The organism is Stenotrophomonas maltophilia (assembly GCF_047782825.1).
Classification (GTDB): Bacteria; Pseudomonadota; Gammaproteobacteria; order Xanthomonadales; family Xanthomonadaceae; genus Stenotrophomonas.
This window is the reverse complement of record NZ_CP180589.1, coordinates 441,457-464,002: the sequence shown is the minus strand read 5'-3', so window position 1 is coordinate 464,002 and position 22,546 is coordinate 441,457. Positions and strand designations below refer to the sequence as shown.

Annotated in this window: 23 protein-coding genes; 6 read left to right on the top strand and 17 right to left on the bottom strand. The window is 67.0% G+C overall.

Annotated features, from left to right (window positions below; translation table 11 throughout):
* Window positions 1–165 precede the first annotated feature (165 nt).
* The 8 genes from ACM2ZB_RS02155 to ACM2ZB_RS02120 form a co-directional block, all read right to left on the bottom strand.
* Entirely contained in the window at window positions 166–2,553 is a 2,388-nt protein-coding gene (locus ACM2ZB_RS02155) for a Tex family protein (RefSeq protein WP_416057247.1), read from the bottom strand.
* Between the two features lie 188 nt (window positions 2,554–2,741).
* On the bottom strand, window positions 2,742–2,957 hold the full coding sequence (locus tag ACM2ZB_RS02150) for a hypothetical protein (protein ID WP_005417149.1): 216 nt from the start codon (window positions 2,955–2,957) through the stop codon (window positions 2,742–2,744).
* Window positions 2,958–3,643: 686 nt separating this feature from the next.
* Window positions 3,644–4,096: a hypothetical protein gene (locus ACM2ZB_RS02145; protein ID WP_313443396.1), complete on the bottom strand. Its 453-nt coding sequence runs from the start codon at window positions 4,094–4,096 to the stop codon at window positions 3,644–3,646.
* A complete protein-coding gene (locus ACM2ZB_RS02140; RefSeq protein ID WP_313443394.1) occupies window positions 4,093–4,296 on the bottom strand; it encodes a PspC domain-containing protein in 204 nt (67 codons plus the stop codon). The genes ACM2ZB_RS02145 and ACM2ZB_RS02140 overlap by 4 nt, the downstream gene beginning before the upstream one ends.
* 66 nt (window positions 4,297–4,362) lie before the next feature.
* Window positions 4,363–4,731, bottom strand: coding sequence for a YfeK family protein (locus tag ACM2ZB_RS02135; RefSeq protein WP_416057246.1), 369 nt, complete (start codon window positions 4,729–4,731; stop codon window positions 4,363–4,365).
* Window positions 4,732–4,764: 33 nt separating this feature from the next.
* Entirely contained in the window at window positions 4,765–5,832 is a 1,068-nt protein-coding gene (locus ACM2ZB_RS02130) for a class III poly(R)-hydroxyalkanoic acid synthase subunit PhaC (RefSeq protein ID WP_416057245.1), read from the bottom strand.
* A 6-nt stretch (window positions 5,833–5,838) separates the two neighbouring features.
* A complete protein-coding gene (gene phaE, locus ACM2ZB_RS02125) occupies window positions 5,839–6,924 on the bottom strand; it encodes a class III poly(R)-hydroxyalkanoic acid synthase subunit PhaE (RefSeq protein ID WP_416057244.1) in 1,086 nt (361 codons plus the stop codon).
* A 22-nt stretch (window positions 6,925–6,946) separates the two neighbouring features.
* On the bottom strand, window positions 6,947–7,561 hold the full coding sequence (locus ACM2ZB_RS02120; RefSeq protein WP_313443387.1) for a phosphatidylcholine/phosphatidylserine synthase: 615 nt from the start codon (window positions 7,559–7,561) through the stop codon (window positions 6,947–6,949).
* 345 nt (window positions 7,562–7,906) lie between these two features.
* Here ACM2ZB_RS02120 and ACM2ZB_RS02115 point away from each other — a divergent pair, with 345 nt between their 5' ends.
* Entirely contained in the window at window positions 7,907–8,557 is a 651-nt protein-coding gene (locus tag ACM2ZB_RS02115; RefSeq protein ID WP_416057243.1) for a class I SAM-dependent methyltransferase, read from the top strand.
* Between the two features lie 62 nt (window positions 8,558–8,619).
* On the opposite strand, the gene ACM2ZB_RS02110 is transcribed toward ACM2ZB_RS02115, so the two are convergent.
* From ACM2ZB_RS02110 to ACM2ZB_RS02090, 5 genes are all read right to left on the bottom strand, one after another.
* The gene (locus ACM2ZB_RS02110) at window positions 8,620–9,987 is read right to left on the bottom strand and encodes an MATE family efflux transporter (protein WP_416057242.1); all 1,368 of its coding nucleotides are present in this window, start codon (window positions 9,985–9,987) and stop codon (window positions 8,620–8,622) included.
* Between the two features lie 118 nt (window positions 9,988–10,105).
* Window positions 10,106–10,735: a DUF2239 family protein gene (locus tag ACM2ZB_RS02105; RefSeq protein ID WP_416057241.1), complete on the bottom strand. Its 630-nt coding sequence runs from the start codon at window positions 10,733–10,735 to the stop codon at window positions 10,106–10,108.
* A 185-nt stretch (window positions 10,736–10,920) separates the two neighbouring features.
* Window positions 10,921–11,409, bottom strand: a complete 489-nt coding sequence (locus tag ACM2ZB_RS02100) for an NUDIX hydrolase (RefSeq protein WP_416057240.1) — start codon at window positions 11,407–11,409, stop codon at window positions 10,921–10,923.
* A 40-nt stretch (window positions 11,410–11,449) separates the two neighbouring features.
* Window positions 11,450–11,962 (bottom strand): DUF1249 domain-containing protein, encoded by a 513-nt coding sequence (locus ACM2ZB_RS02095; protein WP_079222302.1) that lies wholly within the window; start codon window positions 11,960–11,962, stop codon window positions 11,450–11,452.
* 200 nt (window positions 11,963–12,162) lie between these two features.
* Window positions 12,163–12,984 (bottom strand): pyruvate, water dikinase regulatory protein, encoded by an 822-nt coding sequence (locus ACM2ZB_RS02090; protein WP_313443377.1) that lies wholly within the window; start codon window positions 12,982–12,984, stop codon window positions 12,163–12,165.
* A gap of 143 nt (window positions 12,985–13,127) precedes the next feature.
* On the opposite strand from ACM2ZB_RS02090, the gene ppsA reads away from it, so the two are divergent.
* The 3 genes from ppsA (at window position 13,128) to ACM2ZB_RS02075 (ending at window position 17,451) form a co-directional block, all read left to right on the top strand.
* The gene (gene ppsA / locus ACM2ZB_RS02085) at window positions 13,128–15,506 is read left to right on the top strand and encodes a phosphoenolpyruvate synthase (protein WP_416057239.1); all 2,379 of its coding nucleotides are present in this window, start codon (window positions 13,128–13,130) and stop codon (window positions 15,504–15,506) included.
* Window positions 15,507–15,665: 159 nt separating this feature from the next.
* Window positions 15,666–16,439 (top strand): hypothetical protein, encoded by a 774-nt coding sequence (locus ACM2ZB_RS02080; RefSeq protein ID WP_416057238.1) that lies wholly within the window; start codon window positions 15,666–15,668, stop codon window positions 16,437–16,439.
* A 115-nt stretch (window positions 16,440–16,554) separates the two neighbouring features.
* Entirely contained in the window at window positions 16,555–17,451 is an 897-nt protein-coding gene (locus ACM2ZB_RS02075) for a mechanosensitive ion channel family protein (protein ID WP_416057237.1), read from the top strand.
* Between the two features lie 124 nt (window positions 17,452–17,575).
* Here the strand turns inward: ACM2ZB_RS02075 and ACM2ZB_RS02070 are convergent, their stop codons facing one another.
* The 4 genes from ACM2ZB_RS02070 to tadA form a co-directional block, all read right to left on the bottom strand.
* Window positions 17,576–18,691: an alkene reductase gene (locus ACM2ZB_RS02070; RefSeq protein ID WP_416057236.1), complete on the bottom strand. Its 1,116-nt coding sequence runs from the start codon at window positions 18,689–18,691 to the stop codon at window positions 17,576–17,578.
* 185 nt (window positions 18,692–18,876) lie between these two features.
* Window positions 18,877–19,749, bottom strand: a complete 873-nt coding sequence (locus tag ACM2ZB_RS02065; RefSeq protein ID WP_313443369.1) for an EcsC family protein — start codon at window positions 19,747–19,749, stop codon at window positions 18,877–18,879.
* Between the two features lie 114 nt (window positions 19,750–19,863).
* A complete protein-coding gene (gene orn, locus ACM2ZB_RS02060) occupies window positions 19,864–20,436 on the bottom strand; it encodes an oligoribonuclease (RefSeq protein ID WP_313443367.1) in 573 nt (190 codons plus the stop codon).
* A gap of 75 nt (window positions 20,437–20,511) precedes the next feature.
* Complete coding sequence (gene tadA / locus ACM2ZB_RS02055; RefSeq protein ID WP_313443365.1) at window positions 20,512–21,036, bottom strand: tRNA adenosine(34) deaminase TadA; 525 nt, start codon at window positions 21,034–21,036, stop codon at window positions 20,512–20,514.
* Window positions 21,037–21,261: 225 nt separating this feature from the next.
* Between tadA and ACM2ZB_RS02050 the strand changes: the two genes are divergently transcribed.
* A complete protein-coding gene (locus ACM2ZB_RS02050) occupies window positions 21,262–21,987 on the top strand; it encodes an OB-fold protein (RefSeq protein WP_416057235.1) in 726 nt (241 codons plus the stop codon).
* Window positions 21,988–22,092: 105 nt separating this feature from the next.
* On the top strand, window positions 22,093–22,530 hold the full coding sequence (locus ACM2ZB_RS02045; protein ID WP_416057234.1) for an acetyltransferase: 438 nt from the start codon (window positions 22,093–22,095) through the stop codon (window positions 22,528–22,530).
* Window positions 22,531–22,546: the final 16 nt, after the last annotated feature.

Below are 22,546 nucleotides of genomic sequence, written 5' to 3'. Positions count from 1 at the left end.
CACGGGGCTGCGGCCTTCATGGACGATGGCGGGAACGAACGGCGTCATGGCCCTCCCCGGCGACAACGGGGTGGCCCGACGGCCCCCCTTGGGCGCAAGTGTGCGCACTGCCGGGGAAGCTCGACAAGTCCCCCCACCCCGGCCGGGCTCGGGCGGGGGCGGCGCTCAGCTGCGCTTGGCGCGGGCGAAGGCGTCGGCCAAGGCGTTGTTGGCTGGCGGCGACGACTGCGCCGGGCGGCCGCCATGGCCCTGCCCACGGTTCTGCCCACGGTTCTGGCCGCCAGCATCGCGGCGCGGCCCCTGGCCCTGCCCGCGCTCCTCACGCTGGCCCGGCCGGCTGGTCGCCTGCCCGGGGGTATCGTCCAGGCGCCGGGTCAGGGCGATGCGCTTGCGCGGCACGTCCACCTCCAACACCTTCACCTTGACGATGTCACCGGCCTTGACCACATCGCGCGGGTCCTTCACGTAGGTGTCCGACAGCGCCGAGATATGGATCAGCCCGTCCTGGTGCACGCCGATATCGACGAAGGCACCGAAGGCGGCCACGTTGCTGACCACCCCTTCCAGCACCATGCCTTCGCGCAGGTCCTTGATGTCCTCCACGCCTTCGGCGAAGCGCGCGGCCTTGAACTCCGGGCGCGGGTCGCGGCCCGGCTTTTCCAGTTCCTTCAGGATGTCGCGCACGGTCGGCACACCGAAGGTGTCATCGGTGAACTGCTCGGCCTTCAATCCGCGCAGGAAGCTGCCATCGCCGATCAACGCCTTGATCGGGCGCGCGGTGCTGGCAACGATGCGCTCGACCACCGGATAGGCTTCCGGGTGCACGGCCGAGGCATCCAGCGGCTGGTCGCCATCGGCGATGCGCAGGAAGCCGGCGCACTGTTCGAAGGTCTTTTCGCCCAGGCGCGTGACCTTCAGCAGGTCCTTGCGGCGCTTGAACGGGCCGTTGTCATCGCGGTGGCGCACGATGTTCTCGGCCACCGTGGACGACAGGCCGGACACGCGCGACAGCAGCGCGGCCGAAGCGGTGTTCACGTACACGCCCACCGCGTTCACGCAGTCCTCCACGCGCGCGTCCAGCGCCCGCGCCAGGCGGTACTGGTCCACGTCGTGCTGGTACTGGCCGACACCAATTGCCTTGGGTTCGATCTTCACCAGTTCGGCCAGCGGGTCCTGCAGGCGGCGGGCAATCGACACCGCGCCACGCAGCGACACGTCCAAGCCAGGGAATTCCTTGGCCGCGAATTCCGACGCCGAGTACACCGACGCACCGGCTTCGCTCACCACCACCTTCTGCAGCTTCGGGTTGCCGGCGGCCTTGATCGCCTCGCCGGCCAGCTTGTCGGTCTCACGGCTGGCGGTACCGTTGCCGATCGCGATCAGTTCCACGTTGTGCTTGGCGCACAGCTGCTTGATCGTCTGCAGCGACTGATCCCACTGCCGGCGCGGCTCGTGCGGGTAGATGGTGTCGGTGGCGACCAGCTTGCCGGTGGCATCGACCACGGCGATCTTGCAGCCGGTGCGGATGCCCGGGTCCAGGCCGAGCACGGTCTTCGGCCCGGCCGGCGCTGCCAGCAGCAGGTCCTTCAGGTTGTCGCCGAACACCGCGATGGCCTCGGCCTCGGCCTTCTCGCGTGCCTGGTTGAACAGGTCCAGCAGCAGGTGCGTGTGCAGCTTGGCGCGCCAGGTCAGGCGGCAGGCGTCCAGCAGCCAGCGGTCGGCGGCGCGGCCCTGGTCGGCAATGCCGGCCTTGCGTGCCACGCGTCCCTCGGCGTACTGGTGGCCGGCCTCGGCATCGCTGCCCGGGTCCAGCTCCAGGAACAGGATTTCCTCGCGACGCGCACGGAACAGCGCCAGCAGGCGGTGCGAAGGAATCTTTGCCAGCGCTTCGGCGTGCTCGAAATAGTCGCGGTACTTGGCGCCTTCGTTTTCCTTGCCCTCGGCCACGCGGGCACGGATCACGCCGTTGTCGCCCAGCCAGGTGCGCAGCTCGCCCACCAGCGCGGCATCTTCGCCCCAGCGTTCCATCAGGATCGCGCGCGCGCCTTCCAGCGCGGCCTTGGTATCGGCCACGCCCTTGTCGGTGTCGACGAAGGTGGCGGCGAACACCTGCGGGTCCTGGGTGGGGTCGCCCAGCAGGCCATCGGCCAGCGGTTCCAGCCCCGCTTCGCGTGCAATCTGCGCGCGGGTGCGGCGCTTGGGCTTGTAGGGCAGGTACAGATCTTCCAGCCGGCTCTTGGTATCGGCGGCGAGGATGTCGTTGCGCAGTTCGTCGCTCAGCTTGCCCTGCTCGCCGATGCTGGCCAGCACCGCGGCGCGGCGGTCTTCCAGCTCGCGCAGGTAGGTCAGGCGGGTTTCCAGGTTGCGCAGCTGGGTATCGTCCAGGCCACCGGTCACTTCCTTGCGGTAGCGGGCGATGAACGGAACGCTGGCGCCCTCGTCGAGCAGGCCGACGGCGGCGCGCACCTGGGCGGACTGGGCACCGATTTCCTCGGCGATGGTCTGGGCGATCTGCTGGGCGAGCGCGCTCTGGGCATTCTTGGCGTCGTGCATTGCTTCAGGTCTGTGCCGCGTTACGGGAAGACCCCATTCTTGCAACCCACGGCCGAGCCGGACAAGGCGTTGACAGGCGGCGGGGTTCAGCGTGCGGGACCGGTCTGGACGCCGGCATCCTGGCGAGGGGGGCTGGGATGCCGGCGCGGGCGCGCGATGGTGGGCGCGCCCTGCCGCGTGCTACGGGGTCAACGGTAGTGGCGGGCGGCGCGCTGCATGACGATGTCGTCACGCATGCCTTCCAGGGCCATCAACCGGACCTTGCCGACACCCTGCAGTTCCATGAACCGCTCGGTGTAGAACTCCGGCCCCAGCGCGGTGTCGGCGCGGGATTTGCTGAAGCCGTAGGGCACCACGCCCTTCTCGCCATCCTTGCTACCACCGACATAAAGAACAATTGCCATGTGATGTCTTCCTCCAAATTGCTACTGCGTACTGCACACGATGAGCGGTACTTGCGAGCTCATCGGGGTAGAGCTTACCGCGACCAAGCTGACTGGAACGTCACGAAGGCTAATGACGATCGGTTGCATGCAGATGACTGCTGGATCACTGCAGAACGCTTACAGATCTTTAACCTTCGGCTAACAAACGGGGGTTTTCAGCCAACCGCGCAGCCCCTCGTGGGTGGCCGCCGAAAGCCGATTCCGTGGGGCTGGCCGGGTAGGTAGGCAGTGCGGGGACGCCGTGAACCCATCCATGGGGGCTTGTCCGCGGCAAGAAAAAGAAGATCAAAAGCAAAGCAGCCTGGCCGGCCGCTCTTTGTAGAGCCGAGCCCATGCTCGGCTGCCTTTCGCGGGGACAACGGCAAGCCGAGCGCGGGCTCGGCTCTACACGGGCAAGCGCGGCGCGCGCCCCGCTTCTGCTGTTCTTTTTCTTTTCCGTGGCTGGACGCACACGGAAACCGTCAGGGGTCGGGCGGGGTGGCGGCGCGGGACCGCAGGCGCCATGGATGGCGCCTACGAGCCCCAAGGATGGGTTCACGGCGTGTCCCGCGAACCCACCCCGCCCGGCCCAACTCGCAATGCCAGTCGACTGGCAGTCGACTCTACCGGTCCCAGCCACGAGGGGCTGCGCCGTTGGCTGGAAACTACGGCCACCAGCCACGCCCGAACCGGGCGTAATGATCCGCCGCCCGCTCGAACGGATTCCGCGCACTCACCCCACCACACAGCAGATACACCGGCAGGTACAGCGGCCCCAGCACCAGATACTGGTACACATGCGCACGCTCATGGTCATCCAGCCGGATCAACGGCTCCACGCCCCAGCCCGCCTGGTGCGCATACGTGCGGCAGGACATGCCCAGATCGTGACCGGTGTGCAGGATCACATTGCCCAGCGTGATCGCACCGCCCGGCCCCCAGGGCCAGTGGTCGAAAACGACAGCACAGTCGCGGCCGCTCCAGCGCAGCTTCGCGCCGCCCAGCAGGCCGACCAGCCCGCCCAGCAGCCCGATCAGGGTATTGGGCAGGGTCCAGGCCGCGCCCAGCACCTGCAGCGCGCGCAGCCAGAGCGGCCAGGGCCGGGAGGCGGTGTTCAATCGGCCTCGTTGGGAATCAGCAGCCACAGGATCAGGTAGACCAGAATGCCGGGGAAGGCCGCCGAGGCCAGTGAAACCAGCACATAGATCACCCGCAGCAGAGTCGGACTCCAGCCGAAGCGATGGGCGATGCCGCCCATCACGCCTGCAATCATGCGGTCGTTCAACGAGCGCGACAGCGTCCTGGGCGTGGTGTTCATGGCGGCGTCTCCTCGGGAACCAGAAAGAGCAGTCGAGCGTGGCTCGACTCTACACCCCGGCCATGTCTACGGCGTGCGTTGGCGCAGGGCCTGCAGGCGGGCGCCGAACCAGGCCGCCGCTGTCTGTTCAGGCTGCCCCGGGCACTGGATGCGGTAGGCCTTGCCGCTCATGCTGCTCTGGCTGGCGGCGCGTTCGATGAACTGCTCGGCGCTGTCGACCTTGTCCTTCTTCAGCAGGTAGTCGTACTTGCGCTGCAGGTGCGCACGCGCCTCGGCGACGTCATGCCAGCTGCCGTTACGCTGGAACCGGCACTGCGAACCGTCCAGGCTGGCAATCAACTGCGCGATTTCGCGCTGCGCCTGGGGGCCGGGGGCGGCGTGGGCAAACGGCGCCGCCAGCAGTGCGGCGAGGATCAACGGAATGCGGTACGTCATTGTTTTCCCAGGGCAGTCGAGCATGGCTCGACTCTACAGGTCGCGTGCCTTCAGCCAGCCGTCGATCGTCGCCGGGACTTCGCGCTGTGCGCGGCCGGACACGTAGATTCCGATGTGCCCGCCACGGAAACTGGACTCGGTGTAGTCCTGCGTACCCAGTCGCCCACGCATCGCGCGCGAGGCATCCGGCGGCACCAGATGGTCCTGCTCGGCGTAGATGTTCAGCACCGGCAGGGTCACTTGCGACAGATCCACCGCCTCCTCGCCGATCCGCACCGTGCCATTGACCAGCCCGTTGCCCTGGTAGAACTGCTTGATGAACTCACGGAACGCCTCGCCCGCCAGGTCCGGCGAATCGAAGATCCACTTTTCCATCCGCAGGAAATCCTCCAGCGCTGCCTTGTCATCGAGAATGTCGAGCAGGCCCACGTACTTCTGCACGTTCAGGCGGAACGGCTTGAGCATCAGGTAGCTGGCATTCATCAGATCGGCCGGGATGTTGCCCAGCGTGTCCACCAGCAGATCCACATCCACCTGCCGCGCCCAGTGCGAGAGCATGTTGTCGGCGGTCTGGAAATCGACCGGGGTGACCATGGTGATCAGCTTGCCCAGCTTCTGCCGGCGCAGCGCCGCATAGCACAGGGCGAACACGCCGCCCTGGCAGATGCCCAGCAGGTCCACCGCGCCACCGCTGCGTGCGCGCAGTGCATCCACTGCGCCGTCGATGTAGCGCAGCAGGTAGTCCTCCAGGGTCTGGAAGCGCTCGGAGCGGTCCGGGTAGCCCCAGTCCAGCACGTACACGTCCTGGCCCAGTGCCAGCAGCTTCTGCACCAGCGAGCGGTCGGCCTGCAGATCGACCATGTACGGGCGGTTGACCAGCGCATACACGATCAGCAGCGGCGTGCGCCGGGTCGGGGCCTGCTCGCCCACGAAGCGGTACAGCACCACCTTGCCGTCGCGCCAGACTTCCTCGCGGGCGGTGGCACCGTAATCAACGTCCTCCACCTGCGGCAGCAGCTTCAGGCCCTCCATCAGCTTGCGCTGCATGGCCAGGGTTTCCTGCATCAGGTCATCGGCGTTGAAGCCCAGCGGTCCTTTCATCGGTCGTTACTTCCGCGCTGCACTGCGGCGCGCGGCGGACTTCGCCGGTGCCTTCTTTTCTGCGGCTTTCTTTGCTGCAGGCTTGGCCGTCGGGACCTTCTTCGCCGATGTCGCCTTCTTCGCGGCCTTGCGCGCGACCGGCTTCACCCGGGCCGGCGCAGGCTGCGCCACCGGGTCAACCGCATCGGTGCCAGCCAGCACCGCCACCTGGGCCTGCAGGCGGCGCAGGCTGCGCTCCAGCTCGGCAATGCGGCGGTGCGCAGCGTCCATCTCGGTGCGCGTCGGCAGGCCGATGCGTTCGCTCATCTGTTCCACCTCGCGTTGCAGGCCCGCGCGCAGGCGCATCTGTGCGTTGCCCAGCGAGGCATAGACCTGCTGGAAGGGTTCGGACATGGCGACCTTGGCGTAGGCCTCCTCGGCCACTTCAATCCACAGGTCGAACATCGCCCGCGCACTGGTCAGCTGGCTGCCCGGTTGCTCGTGCTGGGCCAGGCGCTGCTCGAACAGGTCGAAGGCCTCTTCCAGCGCCTGCTTGATCTGCTCCACATAGGCGCGCGAATGCTGCTGGTACTCCTCCTGCGCGCGCAGCAGCGACTGCCAACGGGCCTGGTGCTCGCGGCCGGGGCCGAAGGCCGGGCTCTGCAGCCACGGACCGGCCTGCAGCTGCCACTGCTGCAGCCAGGCGGCGAATTCGGGTACCGATGCACCGGCCTGGGTACTGCCGCGTGCGCCCTGCAGCATCCACTGCAGCATGCCATCGCCCTGCCCCTTCACGGCTTCGCGCCAGGCCTGGGCCACGTCGGCGCTGCTGGCGTCGCGGCCGGCGAAGCGCGAGGCCACTTCCTGCATGGTGCCGTACCAGCTGCCCGCCTGTTCGCGGAAGCGGCGGACCGCGTCTTCCGGTGCGCCCTGCCCCGCTTCGGGCAGCAGCTGGCCCCACCCGTCGAACAGGCGTTGCCAACTGGCCGGGCCATCACCGGCCGGTGCGCCCGGCGCGGTCGCGTGGCGCAGGGCATCGCCCCAGGCACCGAAGTACTGGCGGGCCAGGGCTTCGAAATCGCTGCTGCCGGCGTCGTGGGCCGAGCTGGTCATCGCGGGCCTCCGCTGCTGTGGATCATGGCTTGGGGATGCGCAGGGTCTTGCTGATCATCAGCGAACCGGACAGGGCGAACAGCAGCACCATCGGGTGCAGCTGCCACGGGCCGATCTGCCACTGGCCGAACCAGATGTCCTGGCCGATCGCATCGGTGCCGGCCGCGATGGCCAGCACGATCACCAGCGCCAGGCTGGTGGGAATGGGGGTGCCTTCGAAGTACTTCACCTTGCCCTCTTCGCCGGACATCGCCTCGGCCGTCACGTTGTAACGGGCCAGGCGGCTGACGCCGCAGCAGACGAAATAGCTCAGCACCAGCCAGTCCCAGCCGCCCTGCATGCCGCAGGCATAGGCCAGCGCCGCCGGGGCGACACCGAAGGAGATCACATCGGACAGCGAATCCAACTCGCGGCCCAGGGTGGAGCTGGACTTGCGCCAGCGGGCGATACGGCCGTCCAGCGCATCGAAGATGAACGCCAACGGGATCAGCGACATGCCGAACAGCAGGTAGCCGCGCTCCCCGTCCTGCAGGAAGCGCATGGCCGCGAACACCGCGCCGGTGCCGCAGAAGGCGTTGGCCAGGGTGAACCAGTCCGCCAGCTGGAACTCGCGCAGCATCGAGAAATGACGTTTCATGGACTCTCACGGGGCATCAAGGCAGACAGGGTACCGCGACCGCCGCCGCTGGCGACAGCGCGGGCAGCGGCCGATCTTCACCCGCCTCTCACCCGTCATCACCAGCGGTGAATTTTTCGCCACCCATCTTGACAGCCTAGGGGGGTGGAGCCTGTCGGCGCTTATCCACAAAGTTGCCCACGCGTAATCCACACCCCCTGTGGACAACCTGGTCTCAAGGACTGCGACGCTGGCCATTTGCTGATCACCCAGGCGCGGGGTTTCCCTACTTCCCAAGACACCCACCCGGCGCTATGGTCACCGGCGGACCCGCCGACGCCACGTCCGATTTTCCTTCCATGGACGTTGCCGATGCTGGATGCACGCACCCTGGCCGCACAGTTGCGGCACCCCCATGGCGAGGCCGCGCTGGCCGTGGGCGAATCGATGAACCGCAGCAACGGCGCCTTGAACCAGGCCGCGATCAGCCTGCTGGCGGTCACTGCGGGCGAGCAGGTGCTGGAGATCGGCCCCGGCAACGCGGCCTTCGCGCCCCTGCTGCTGCAGGCCGCCGGCAGCCATTACCTGGGAATCGAGCTGTCCACTGCCATGGTGGACGCCGGCAACCAGCGGCTGGCCGGTACCGGCCTGGCCGACCGCGCCGCGATGCGCCATGGCGATGCCCATGCACTGCCGGTGGCAGATGCGTCAACGGACGCCGCCCTTGCAGTCAATACCCTGTATTTCTGGCCGAACCTGGCCCCGGTGCTGGACGAGCTGGCGCGGGTGCTGCGCCGGGGCGGCCGCCTGTGCCTGGCCTTCGGCGATGCCACCTTCATGCGCAGCCTGCCGTTCGCCGGGGATTTCCAGCTGCACGAACTGGATGCGGTGGAACTGGCCCTGCGGGTGTCCGGCTTCAGCGTTTCGGCCTGGCGCAGCCACCGGGAAACGGCTATCGGCAATGATGGCCAGGCCCGCGACAAGCACTTCCACCTGCTGCTGGCACACCTGCGCTGACCGCCCCCGCCGGGCCGCACCCGGTAGTGCCGGCCGCTGGCCGGCAACATCGGCAGCAGCGCTCAGGCAGCCGCCTGCAACCGTCGCCGCCAGCGGCTGAAACACGCCACCTGCATCACCAGCATCGCCAGCAATCCCAGCGGCCAGGCCAGCCACAGCCCCGGCAAGCCCTGCGTTGACTGCAGCCACATCGCCAGCGGAAGCTCGAGCAGCAGTACCGCCGCCATTCCCAGCAAGGCGGGCAACAGGACCGTTCCACTGCCGCGCATCACCCCCACCAGCACCGCCATCGGCGCCATTGCCAGCACGCCCCACACCACCGTCCGCAGTTGCAGCGTGGCCAGTGCCTGCACCTCGGCTGCAGCCAGGATCAGGCCGACCAGCCACGGCGCCAGCAGCACGACAAGCAGCACGACCGCAGCCAGCAGCACCAGCGCCAGCCACACACCGACGCGGGCGATGGACGGCAGCCGGGCCGTGCGCCCGGCCCCTGATGCATGAGCCGCCAGGATGGTGGCGGTGATGCCCAGCGACATCGCCGGCAGCTGCACCCAGCTCATCAACTGGTTGACCGCGCCATAGGCCGCAGTGGCCTGGTAACCGTGCGGGTTGATCCATCCCAGCAGCGCGATTTCCGCCACCGCCAGACTGAACATCTGCAGCGACGCCGGCACACCGATCCGCAGGATGCGACGGACAAGCTGCCCGTCGAAACGGATCGCCCCCAGCAGCGCGCGGCCCGGCGCCAGTGGATGCCGCAGGCGTCGCCAGCGCCACAGCAACCAGCCCAGCGCCACGGCGGAGGCAAATACCGCCGACACCGCTGCACTGGCAGCGCCCAGTCGCGGCAGTCCGCCCCAGCCCAGGATCAGCAGCGGCGTGCACAGCAGTCCCAGCACGGTTGCCAGCAGCAGGGCATGCAGCGGCGTCTTTGCATCGCCCACCGCGCGGCTGATCGCCGTGGCCAGCCACAACAGGAAGAACACCGGCGCGCCCATTAGCAGCACGCGCGCATACACAGTAGCCTCGCCGAGGATCGCCACTGGTGTGCCCAAGGCCGCCAGCAGCTGCGGCGCGAACGTGCTGCCCACGCAGAGCACCAGCACCGACAGCAGCAGGACCAGGGCGATGGCGCTGCCAGCCACGGCACGTGCCTGCTGCGGCTGACCCGCCCCCCAGGCGTTACCGACCAGCACCATGGCACCCGTTGCCAGGCCCATCACCAGAGCCAGCAGCAGGAAGAAGACCGGAAAGAAGGCAGCGGCAGCCGCCACTGCCCGCGTTCCCAGCAGGTGCCCCAGGTAGATGTTGTCCAGCGTACCGGCCGCCAGCTGCAGCGCATTGGTCAGCAGCATGGGCACCAGCAGGGCCAGGTAGGTCCTCCACAGTGGCGGGGTGGCTGCGGCGATGGGTTGTGCAGCGATGGTCATGGCATTCCTTGGGCAAGGCGCTGCCCTGCCCGGCGTTTCCGCCAGCAAAGCACGCACAGTCAGAGCGGGCTGCGGCCCGCGGTCAGATGAAGCGGCGGCTCAGCGCCGCGATGGAAGGTCAGCTGTTGGTGCGTTCGGCGCTGTCATCGAAGGCCAGCCACAGCGCGTGCCGGCGCACGTCCTCCGGCCAGGCCTGCAGCGCTGCGAGGAATCGGTCACGGTCATGCGCGAACAGCACACGGATGACCTCCTCGAACCCCGGCAGGTCACCTGCGATGGTCTGCAGGAAGTGGTAGGCACGCTCGCTGTCGCGGCGCCGGCGATCCTTGTCCGCACCCTCGCGGCTGGCCGTTTCGACCAGCCGCCGCAGCACCACCGATGCCCCACCCGGCTGCTCTGCCAGCCACGCCCAATGGCGTGACAACAGGGTCACCTCGCGCGCCACCACGCCCAGCTTGGGCCGACCGCGTCCGCGCGGTGCGGCGGGCAACGCTTCGGCAGGCGGCTCCGGCCCGACAGCGGGCGCGACCGGAAACGCCTTGGCCACGCGCGCCAGCAACTGCGCGTCGCTGCCACGCGTGTCGAAATCATGGGTACGACCGGTGGCGTTGTCGAACACCAGCAGCGGCCCGACAGCGTTGTCGGCGCGCAGCTGCTTGAGCGCCAGCGCGGCCATTGCCGGAGTACCGGAAACAACCAGGCGATGACCATCAAAACAGCTGAAAAGGGCAAGTTCCTGCGCAGGCATGACGGTGGCATCCGGGACGATGCGCGAATATTGCCCGGGTAATATTGAAACGTCAATATCACCCGGGCATTAATATCCCGAAGCACGCGCCGAACCCGCCCAGCCGCAGCCGGTAGTGCCGGCCGCTGGCCGGCAATATCGCAGCATTGGGCAGCCGGCCAGCGGCCGGCGCTACCCGAATGACCTCAGAGCCGACTGAACGCCCAACTCTGCATGCGCCCATCCCGGTACGGCATCACCCCGTGGAACGGCCGCGGGTCCTCATCGAACACCAGCGGCAGGAAGTTGCGGTCGCCTTCCCACATCGGCAGCGTATCCAGCTTGTCCACGTCCACCCATTCCAGCGTGCCCTCGTGGTTGCCGCCATGCGGGCTGCCCTCGAAGCTGTCGATGACGAACACGAAACCGAACCAGTCCTCGCCGTGCTTGCCGAAACCCGGCCAGCTGATGGTGCCGCGCAGGCGCATGGCGGTGCAGTCGATGCCCGCCTCCTCGGCGATCTCGCGGCGCATGCCGGCGGCCACGTCCTCCGTGGGTTCGACCTTGCCGCCCAGGCCGTTGTACTTGCCCAGATGGTGGTCGCCGGGGCGGGTATTGCGGTGGATCATCAGCACCTGGCGACGATCGGGCGACAGCACATAGCCCAGGGTGGCGACGATCGGGGTATATGGCATGGACGGATCCGGCAGCAGGTCAGCCCCGGATTATGGCCGATCAGCGCACCAGCGACAGGCGGCGTTCGGCCGGCAGCGCGGCGCTGCCTTCGGGGTCGCGGCGCAGGGTGGCCACGCCATGGCCGCGCTCGGCCAGGTATTCCAGCCACTTGCCCAGGAAGGTGTTCATCCGCATGCGGTGGCTGATCAGCTCCGCCGGCGGCGGGTACAGGCCCATGGTGTCCTGCCAGCGTCGGCCCACGTAGCAGTGGGTGGTCTCGGCCTGGCGGGCGTCACGGTACAGGCGCACATAGGCCGACGGGTCCGGCTCGCCGGTCACCGGATCGGCCAGGTCGTAGGTCAGGCGCAGTTCCACCGTGTAGCGGTGGCACTCGATCACGTCCAGGCGCACATCCAGGCCGTCACCGACCGAGGACACGTAGCTGCCGGCGGTCAGCTCGGCGGGGGCGAACAGGCGCACCAGGTGCCGGTAGTTTTCCGCATAGAGCCCCATCAGCCAGCTGAGCCGGCTCAGGCGGGGGATGCGTTCGGTGCGGGGCGAGGCTTGGGCCATGGGTCGATCCTACACGTTGGCCATACAACGTGGGGGCTGGATCTGCCCGGCCAAAGGGGGGGCGTTCAACCGCCGCCAACCCGCCGACGGCGCTCATGCCTGTAGAGCCGAGCCCACGCTCGGCTGCTCTCCGGCCAGAGCCCGGTGGCCCAGCCGAGCGTGGGCTCGGCTCTACAGGGGGGGTAGGTCGCCCAGCCGCCTCAATACATTTCGCGCTGCAGCCCCAGCGTGCCCAGCACCTTGCTGGAAATCTCCTCGATCGAGGTGTGGGTGGTGCTCAGGGTCGGAATCCGCTCCATCTGGAACATCACCTCGGCTGCGGCCACCTCGCGCTTGCAGGTATCCAGGTTGGCGTAGCGCGAGTTCGGGCGGCGCTCCTGGCGGATCTGCTGCAGGCGGTCCGGGTCGATGGTCAGGCCGAACAGCTTCCGGCGGTAATTGCGCAGCCGCGGCGGCAGGCGGTCGCTTTCCAGATCTTCATCGGTCAGCGGGTAGTTGGCCGCGCGCACCCCGTAGTGCAGGGCCAGGTAGATGCAGGTAGGCGTCTTGCCGGCCCGCGATACCGCCACCAGGATCACGTCGGCATCGTCGTAGTTCACCGCGATGCCATCGTCGTGGGTCAGGGCGAAGTTCATCGCGTTGATGCGGCGGTGGTAGGTGTCGAAGTCCACCATGCCGTGGGCCTGGCCGACCCGGGCCAGGCGCGGGCTGGACAGCTCGCGCTCCAGCGGCTCGATGAACGGGGCGAACACATCCAGCATCAGCGCCCCGCTCTCCCCCAGGATCAGGCTCAGGCTCTGGTCCACGCAGGAGTTCACCACGATGGGCCGGACCTGGTAGCGCTCGCCCGCCGCCTGGATCCGGGCACACGCTTCCCGGGCTTTTTCGGGGTCGTCGATGAACGACATGCGGTCGGTGATGAAGCTGAACCCGGTGAACTGCGTGAGCAGGCTATGCCCAATGGTTTCAGCGGTGATACCGGTTCCATCGGAAACGTAGAACACCGGACGGATGGTCGACATACGCGGTTTTCACCCCTCTGAAGCTGAAAATGGTTGCAGCACAAGCTTGTGCCGACGGTACTGCGACCGGCATCATATCGGCTTCTTCCTACGGACGCGGCCATTCAGCCCGCCTCGGGCGATGGCCAAACGGAGCATCGCGCTTGAACGAGAACATCCTGTGGTTGCACGAACTGCGTCTGGGCGATCTGGCCCGCGTAGGCGGCAAGAATTCGTCGCTGGGCGAGATGATCGGCAACCTGGCCGGCCTGGGGGTCTCCGTCCCCGGCGGTTACGCCACGACCGCTGAAGCCTTCAAGGACTTCATCGCGCACAACGACCTGTCCAAGCGCATCTTCGACAAGCTGGCCACGCTGGACGTCGAAGACGTCAATGCACTGACCGTTGCCGGCAAGGAAATCCGCACCTGGGTAATCGATGCGCCGCTGCAGCCGCAGCTGGACCAGGACATCCGCAGCGCCTACGCCAAGCTCAGCGCTGAAAACGGCGGCGGCGACGTGGCCGTTGCGGTGCGCTCGTCGGCCACCGCCGAAGACCTGCCCGATGCGTCCTTCGCCGGCCAGCAGGAAACCTTCCTCAACGTCACCGGTGCCGACGATGTCGTGCACAAGGTCAAGGAAGTGTTCGCCTCGCTGTACAACGACCGCGCCATCGCCTACCGCGTGCACCACGGCTTCAAGCACGAAGACGTGTTCCTGTCGGCCGGCGTGCAGCTGATGGTGCGTTCGGGCGTGGGTTCTTCCGGCGTGCTGTTCACCCTGGATACCGAATCGGGCTTCCGTGACGTGGTGTTCGTCACCTCGTCCTTCGGCCTGGGCGAAATGGTCGTGCAGGGCGCTGTCAATCCGGACGAGTACTACGTCTACAAGCCTACCCTGCAGGCCGGCAAGCCGGCGATCCTGCGCCGCTCGCTCGGCAGCAAGGCGATCCGCATGGTGTATTCGGATGTCCCCGGCGAGCGCGTGAAGATCGAGGACACCCCGGCCGAACTGCGCAGCACCTTCTCCATCAGCGACGAGGACGTGCAGGAACTGTCCAAGCAGGCGCTGGTCATCGAAAAGCACTACGGCCGCCCGATGGATATCGAGTGGGCCAAGGACGGTGTCAGCGGCAAGCTGTTCATCGTGCAGGCGCGCCCGGAAACGGTGAAGTCGCGCAGCCACGCCACCCAGATCGAGCGCTTTGCGCTGACTGAAAAGGGCGGCAACGTGCTGGCCGAAGGCCGCGCCGTCGGCGCCAAGATCGGCTCGGGCACCGCCCGCGTGGTGAAGACGCTGGAAGACATGAACCGCGTGCAGCCGGGCGACGTGCTGATCGCCGACATGACCGACCCCGATTGGGAACCGGTGATGAAGCGCGCCTCGGCCATCGTCACCAACCGTGGTGGCCGCACCTGCCACGCCGCGATCATCGCGCGCGAGCTGGGCGTGCCGGCCGTGGTCGGTTCGGGCAACGCCACCAAGGTCATCGAAGATGGCCAGCAGGTCACCGTCAGCTGCGCTGAAGGCGATACCGGCTTCATCTACGAAGGCAAGCTCGGTTTCGAGCGCACCACCACCGATCTGGGCAACATGCCGCCGGCACCGCTGAAGATCATGATGAACGTGGCCAACCCGGAACGTGCCTTCGACTTCGGCCAGCTGCCGAACGCGGGCATCGGCCTGGCCCGCCTGGAAATGATCATCGCCAGCCACATCGGCATCCACCCCAACGCGCTGCTGGAATACGACCGCCAGGATGCGGCGACGAAGAAGAAGATCGACGAGAAGATTGCCGGTTACGGCGATCCGGTCAGCTTCTACGTGGACCGTCTGGCCGAGGGCATCGCCACCCTCACCGCCTCGGTCGCGCCGAACCCGGTGATCGTGCGCCTGTCGGACTTCAAGTCCAACGAATACGCCAACCTGATCGGCGGCAGCAACTACGAGCCGCACGAAGAGAACCCGATGATCGGCTTCCGCGGCGCCAGCCGTTACGTCGATCCGAGCTTCTCGGCCGCCTTCGCTCTGGAATGCAAGGCCGTGCTGCGCGTGCGCAACCAGATGGGCCTGGACAACCTGTGGGTCATGATTCCGTTCGTGCGCACGCTGGAAGAAGGCCGCAAGGTCGTCGAGGTGCTGGAACAGAATGGCCTGAAGCAGGGCGAGAACGGCCTGAAGATCATCATGATGTGCGAGGTGCCGTCCAACGCACTGCTCGCCGATGAGTTCCTGGAAATCTTCGACGGCTTCTCGATCGGCTCCAACGACCTGACCCAGCTCAGCCTGGGCCTGGACCGCGATTCCTCCATCGTCGCGCACCTGTTCGACGAACGTAATCCGGCGGTGAAGAAGCTGCTGTCGATGGCCATCAAGGCCGCACGCGCCAAGGGCAAGTACGTCGGCATCTGTGGCCAGGGCCCGTCCGACCACCCGGATCTGGCCGAGTGGCTGATGCAGGAAGGGATCGAGTCGCTGTCGCTGAACCCCGATACCGTGGTCGACACCTGGCTGCGCCTGGCCAAGCTGAAGACGAACGGCTGATCCAGCCGCATGCTGTAAACAGAAACCCCGCCTCGGCGGGGTTTCTGCGTTTGGGGTCACAGATGGGCCAGTAAGACATTTGCAACTATTCCCGTAGCTGCCTTGAATTGAACTGCGCACACTGGAAGGCTGAAATCACTTCCAACCTGCACTCTCACCATGACCATCCCCTTCGCGCTGGGACTGTTCAATCATTCCGACCCGCCTGCAGGGTCACTGACGTTCAAGCGCTTTCACGACTTTTCAATCTCGACGCTCGAAGCACGTGGAATACAGCCGACCTACTTCGCAGCTTCGGGCAAAGGCCACAGCGGCAAGATGGCGAAGCTGGGCAATGCAGCGCATCGACGACTTCTGGGCAGTGATTTCAACGACTTGACTCTCCTCAGTGTTGACGCTGTACCCCAAGGAAGTGACTCGCCCGCCTTCGATCTGACGGCATCGGTGGACTTCGCCTCTTGTCCTGAGCTTGGAACCGAACTGTGCCTGTTTTCCAAGGACGTTCGCTTTCCTTTTGAATCGCGCCCGCTCCGGCAGCTTCTGGTCGAGCTGACCCACCTGCATGACTGGGATTTCGGCTACCTCACCCACCCACCCTTCGAGCGCAGCCCAGAGGCCTACATCTCTGGCTATTCCGATGGCACGCAGCCGCAGGATGAAGAACACCGAAACCAGGTCTGGTATGACACACCGCCAGAAATACGCCTGCGCAAGGCGCGCAACATCTTCCCGCTCAGCCTGCTGAATCCGGCGCAGCTGGGTGCGTCCGTCGCCCCCGGCAAGACACTGGCCGCACTGCTTCAGGGCACCCCGGGTTGTACGCTGGACGAACTGGTACCTGGCCGCCTCTGGCTCAGCACGGTTGAACCGTATCTGATTCAAGAACTACGCTTTCTGCTCAAGGGAACAGGCGTGCTGATCGAAGGGGGCTGACGTCGCTTTCATTGGCGTCCGCCCATACTGCAGCTGCATGCACGCCCCGCCTCTGCGGGGCGTGTGTGTTTCTGGCGTTCGCACACGCCATGACCATCGCTGCAAAGGAGTCCGCATGATCGCCGTCGCTGCCCCACCCGCCCCTGCCGCCACGCCCTGGTTCCATTCACTCAACTGGGAGCGGCTGCTGGAAACCTATGGCGTGCCGCTGCTGGCCGCCATCGTCGTCCTGCTGGTGGGCATGTGGGTGGCACGGCGCCTGTCCAACGCGCTGCCGCGTGCCACTTCGCGCATGGGCATGGACCCGATGCTGGGCAGCTTCCTGCGCAACGTGGTCTACGCCGCCTCGCTGGTGATCGTGGTGGTGCTGGCCATCGGCACGCTGGGCGTACAGATCACCCCGCTGCTGGCCGTGCTCGGCACCGCCGGCCTGGCCGTCGGCCTGGCGCTGAAGGATTCGCTGTCCAACATTGCCTCGGGCGTGATGCTGGTGACCCTGCGTCCGTTCCGCGTGGGCGATGTGGTCACCGTGGCCGGGCAGACCGGCACCGTGCGCGAAGTGCGCATCTTCCAGACCGTCATCACCGGCGCCGACAACCAGCACACCACCATTCCCAACACGCTGATTACCGCTGCGCCCATCATCAACCTCACCGCCGAACCGACCCGCCGTGTCGAGCTGGTGATCGGCATCGGCTACGAGGATGACATCCAGCTGGCCCGCGAAACCGCCATCGCGCTGATGAAGGCCGACAGCCGCGTGCTGCCCTCGCCCGAACCGGATGTGGTGGTGTACGAACTGGGGGACCACGCCATCAAGCTGGGCATCCGCTGCTTCACGAAGTCGGCCGACCAGTTCGGCACCAAGGTCACCCTGCTGGAACAGATCAAGCTGGGCTACGACAAGGCCGGCATCAACCTGCCCTACCCGCAGCAGGACATGCACCTGTACCTGCATGGCAAGGATGGCGGCGTGGTCGAGGCCGAGGCGCTGGTGCGGGACAAGCCCTGATCCGGCACGGCAATGCCGGCCAGCGGCCGGCACTACCCGACACAGCGTGCCGACCAACGGTCGGCACCCACCACATGCCACGCACTGGTAGTGCCGGCCGCTGGCCGGCATCCACCGATCGGTATCAGGCCTCCACGGCCTCTTCCAACGCCGGGTAATCGATGAACCCGGCGGCACTGCCACCGAAATACGTCGCGCGATCCGGCGCATTCAATTCCGCGCCTACCCGCAGCCGCTCCGGCAGGTCGGGATTGGCGATGAACGGCCTGCCGAAACCGATCAGGTCCGCCCAGCCTTCCGCCAGTGCCTGCTCTGCACGCTCGGCGGTGTACTTGCCGGCATAGATCAGCGTGCCTGGGTAGACCATGCGCAGCGCCTGCTTGAACGCCACCGGCATCAACGGCGCATCCTCCCAGTCGGCTTCAGCGATGTGCAGATAGCCAACGCCCAGCGCGCCCAGCAGGTGCGCCGCGGCCAGGTAGGTCGCCTGCGGCGTATCGTCCACCGCACCCTGCAGGGTGGTCAGCGGCGCCAGGCGCACGCCCACGCGCTCGCCGCCGGCCACGGCCACCACCGCCTGCACCACCTCGCGCAGGAAGCGCAGGCGGTTCTGCAGCGCGCCACCGTAGCCATCGGTGCGCTGGTTGGCCTGCGAATCGATGAACTGGTTGATCAGGTAGCCATTGGCGCCGTGCAGCTCCACGCCATCAAAGCCTGCGGCCAACGCATTGCGGGTGGCCTGCGCGTAGTCGGCGATGATGCCGGGAATCTCGCTCTCGGCCAGCGCGCGCGGCATCGAGTGCTGGATCATCTCGCCCACGCCCGCCTCGGGGCCGGCGCCGGTCGGGTCGACGAACACCTTCACGCCCTCGGCCAGCAGCGCCGAAGACGAGACCGGCGCCGCGCCATCGGGCTGCAGGGCGACATGGGAGACGCGACCGACGTGCCACAGCTGCGCGTAGATGCGGCCACCGGCGGCATGCACCGCATCGGTCACTTGCCGCCAGCCCTGCACCTGTTCCTCGCTGTGGATGCCCGGGGTCCAGGCATAGCCCTGCCCCTGTGGGCTGATCTGCGTGCCTTCGCTGACGATCAGGCCGGCACCGGCGCGCTGGGCGTAGTACGTGGCCATCTGCGCGGTGGCGACGTTGCCGGCGGCCGCACGCGAGCGGGTCATCGGCGGCATCACGATGCGGTTGGGCAGGGACAGCGGGCCCAGGCGGTGGGGGGTGAACAACATGGCGCATTCTCTTGCGGGGGACTGACCGCAAGGATGGGGATGGGCGGTGGCCCGCAACAGGCGCGGATGGGCAAAACAGTTGTGCCGTGCAGGCAAGGGTCAGAGCCCTTTGCTGCGCAAAGGGATCCGACCCTGTGCGCGGTCGGGGTCAGATCCCTTTGCGCAGCAAAGGGCTCTGACCCCGGTTACAGCGTCGGCTCGATCTTCAACGCGCCATGCGCCACGCGGTCGTAGCAGGCGTGCACCACGTCCTCGCCGTACTTCAGTTCCAGCCGGCGCACGATGAAGTGCCCGCGCGCCATGTCCTGGTAGTAATCGGTGAACATCGTGTTGAGCGTGGCACCCGCCGCCGCGCCGACGATCGGCACCGCCTGCGCGGCGAACTTCTCGGTAACCACCACGCCGAAGCGCGCGGCCACCTTTTCCACCAGCTTGGCCAGCAGCTTCCCGGCTTCCTTCGGCGCCACGCCCAGGGTCAGGTCGCGGCCGGTCACCACGCGCCCGGCCAGTTCGGCCGACAGGTGGCGCATCACATCGGTGGTGAAACCGCGGGCCAGGTAGTAGCCGGTCTCGCTGGCGTCATCACGGGGCGAATTGCCGCCCAGCGCGAACACTTCCAGGCAAGCCTGGCGGGTGCTGAACTCGGACAGGTCGAAGCCTTCGCTGCGGGCCACGTCGGCCACCGCGCGCATCATGATGGTGGTCGACACCGGCAGTTCGATGAACAGCGCAGCGAAGCCGAACGCCCCACCCACCGCACCGGACGTCGCTGCCGCCACCTTGTGCCAGCGCGTGGACGCCGATTTGCCCGGCGTGTTGCCCATGCTCCACAGCGCGGCCTGCGCCGATTTGGACAGCGCCGCCTGCACGGCGCCATGGATGCGCCCGGATACCGCCTTGGGCAGCGCCTTCACCGCGAACTCCAGCGGCGTACCGACCAGGTTGGCCATGCGCGCGGTCAGCGTCGGTGCTTCCAGCAGGGCGACCGCGCGCTGCAGGTCGGCCCAGTCACGGGCATCGTGGGCGATATCGCGAGGCAGCAGGATGGGCTCGTTCATGGCGCCGATAGTAGCGCCATGGAGTTGAACGGAGGGTAGTGCCGGCCGCTGGCCGGCAACCGGGTACCGTTTGCGAAAACCCAGCAGTTGCCGGCCAGCGGCCGGCACTACCGATCAGGGGGTCGGCAGGCCCGACAGCGCGCCCATGAACTGGCGGTAGTGGCGCAGTTCGGCAATCGAGTCATGCACATCGCTCAACGCGGTGTGGTTGCTGTTCTTGCCCACCCCGGCGGCCACGGCCGGCGCCCAGCGCTTGGCCAGTTCCTTCACCGTGGACACGTCCAGGTTGCGGTAGTGGAAGTACTTTTCCAGGCGCGGCATCTGGCGATGCAGGAAACGGCGGTCCTGGCAGATCGAATTGCCGCTCATGGGCGACACCCCGGCCGGGATCCACTGCGCCAGGAAGTTCACCGTCTGCGCCTCGGCCTGGGCCAGGGTGGTGGTGCTGTCCACCACGCGCTGCCACAAGCCCGAGCGGCGGTGCTGGTTGCGGTTCCACTCGTCCATCGCTTCCAGCGTCTCCACCGGGTGGTGGATGGCGAATTCCGGACCTTCGGCCAGCACATTGAGCTGGGCATCGGTCACCACGGTGGCGATCTCGATGATCGAATCGTTGTCGGTATCCAACCCGGTCATTTCCAGGTCGATCCAGATCAGTCGCTCGTTGGCCGCGCCGTTCTCCACCATCGTGTCGCCTCGTTGCTGGGCAGGCGCGCGGCCCACCGGGAAAGGAAAGAGGCGGCCATCATACCCTTTCGCTGCTCAGCCCTCGCCGGCGTGGTCTTCCAGCAGCAGCGGCGGCTTGCCGCGCTTGGCCCGGAAGTAGTTGGTCAGGCGCGTGCTGGCTTCCTTCGCCAGCACGCCCCCGTGGATCTCCACCCGGTGGTTGTGGCGGGCATCGCCCAGCAGGTTGAACACACTGCCGCAGGCGCCGGTCTTGGGGTCGCTGGCGCCGTAGACCAGGCGCGCCACCCGCGCGTGCACGATGGCCATGGCGCACATCGCGCACGGCTCCAGGGTCACGTACAGGGTACTGCCGATCAGGCGGTGGTTGGCCAGTGCCCGCCCGCCTTCGCGCATGGCCACGATTTCGGCATGCGCACTGGGGTCATGCGAGGCGATGTTGAGGTTCCAGCCTTCGCCCAGCAGCTGGCCATCGGCACCGACCAGCACCGCGCCCACCGGAATCTCATCGAACTGCTGCTGTGCGCGTTCGGCCAAGGCCAACGCGTGGCGCATCCAGTGTTCGTCGGTGTCGTGTACGGGCACGCCCAGGGCGTCGGTCATGGTCGTTCTCAAGCGTCAGGCAGTTCACGCCCGCGCAGTTTAGCGCAGGCACCGCAAGGCCCGGCGGCGATGGAGGCGGCTGCAACGGCGGCAGACGCTGCGTTGCCGCTTGAAGTTACGTGAAGGTTCCTTCACGCTCCGCCCACGCTCAACGTCGTGTCACACGGCCGGGCGGTGCCGCCAACCGGCGGCGATTCCACCTTTCGATCTCTACAGGGGGTAGTTTTGAACGCAGTTGCAGAAACCACCGTGCAGGCCAGTCCTGCCGGAAAAGCCGCATGGATCACGCTGGCGATCGCTTGGGTGTGCTTCCTGATTCCGTTCCCGGGCCTGGGCCTGTTCCTGGGTTGGCCGCTGAACCTGGTGGCCTTCATCCTGGCCATCGTCGCCATGTCCAAGGGCGGCGCCAAGAAGGGCCTGTTCCAGCTCCTGGGCTCGCTGGTGGTCTCGCCGGTGGTGTATTTCATCGGCCTGGCCATCTTCGCCGGTGCCGTGGGCGGCCTGAGCGAAAAGAACCGTGCGCAGATGGAAGCGGCCATGGCCGAAGCCAACAACGCCGCACAGACCGCACAGGCTGACGTGGAAGCGGCTGCCAACGCCGCCACCGCCGAAGTGACCGCGGCCGCCGAAGCCGCCCCCCCGGCGTCCAACGCGCTGGAAGTCAGCACCTCCACGCTGTTCCAGGATTACCAGGACAACGAAATCGCCGCTGACGCCAAGTACAAGGACAAGGCCCTGGTGGTGTCCGGCACGATCGATTCGATCGCTTCGGACTTCAGCAACAAGCCCATCGTGCAACTTACCGCCGGCGACTTCGGCCAGGTGCACGCCACTGACCTGCCGCTGGACGTGGCTGCTAGCCTGAAGAAGGGCCAGAAGATCACCCTGGCCTGCACCGGTGCCGGCGAAATGCTGAGTTTCCCGATCCTGGCCAAGTGCAGCGTGCAGTAAGCAGCACGACGCGCTGGATCAAGGCCCCGCTCCGGCGGGGCCTTTTTTTTGTCTGCCGCCCGACCGGTACAATGAATATACTCCCGCAGCACCTTGAGCAGACCCATGAACACGCTCCGCCTCTCACGCGCCACCGATGGTGAAGCCGTCGTCGATCTCTGGCGCCGCGCCGTCGATGCCACCCACGATTTCCTCAGCGCAGAGGATCGCCAGGCCATCGATGCCGAAGTCGCCGGCTTCCTGCCCCACGCGCCACTGCTGCTGGCCGTCGACGCGCAGGATCGTCCGCAGGGTTTCATGCTGATCGATGGCACGCACATGGAAGCACTGTTCATCGACCCGGACGTGCGCGGCCAAGGCATTGGCCGGCAGCTGGTCGAACACGCACTGGCGCAGCATCCGCAGTTGACCACCGACGTCAACGCACAGAACGCGCAGGCGGTGGGCTTCTACCTGCGCATGGGCTTCGTGGAAACCGGACGCTCGGCACTGGACGGCCAAGGCCGGCCGTACCCGCTGATCCATCTGCGCCACGACGGCTGATACGCTGCAGCCCGCG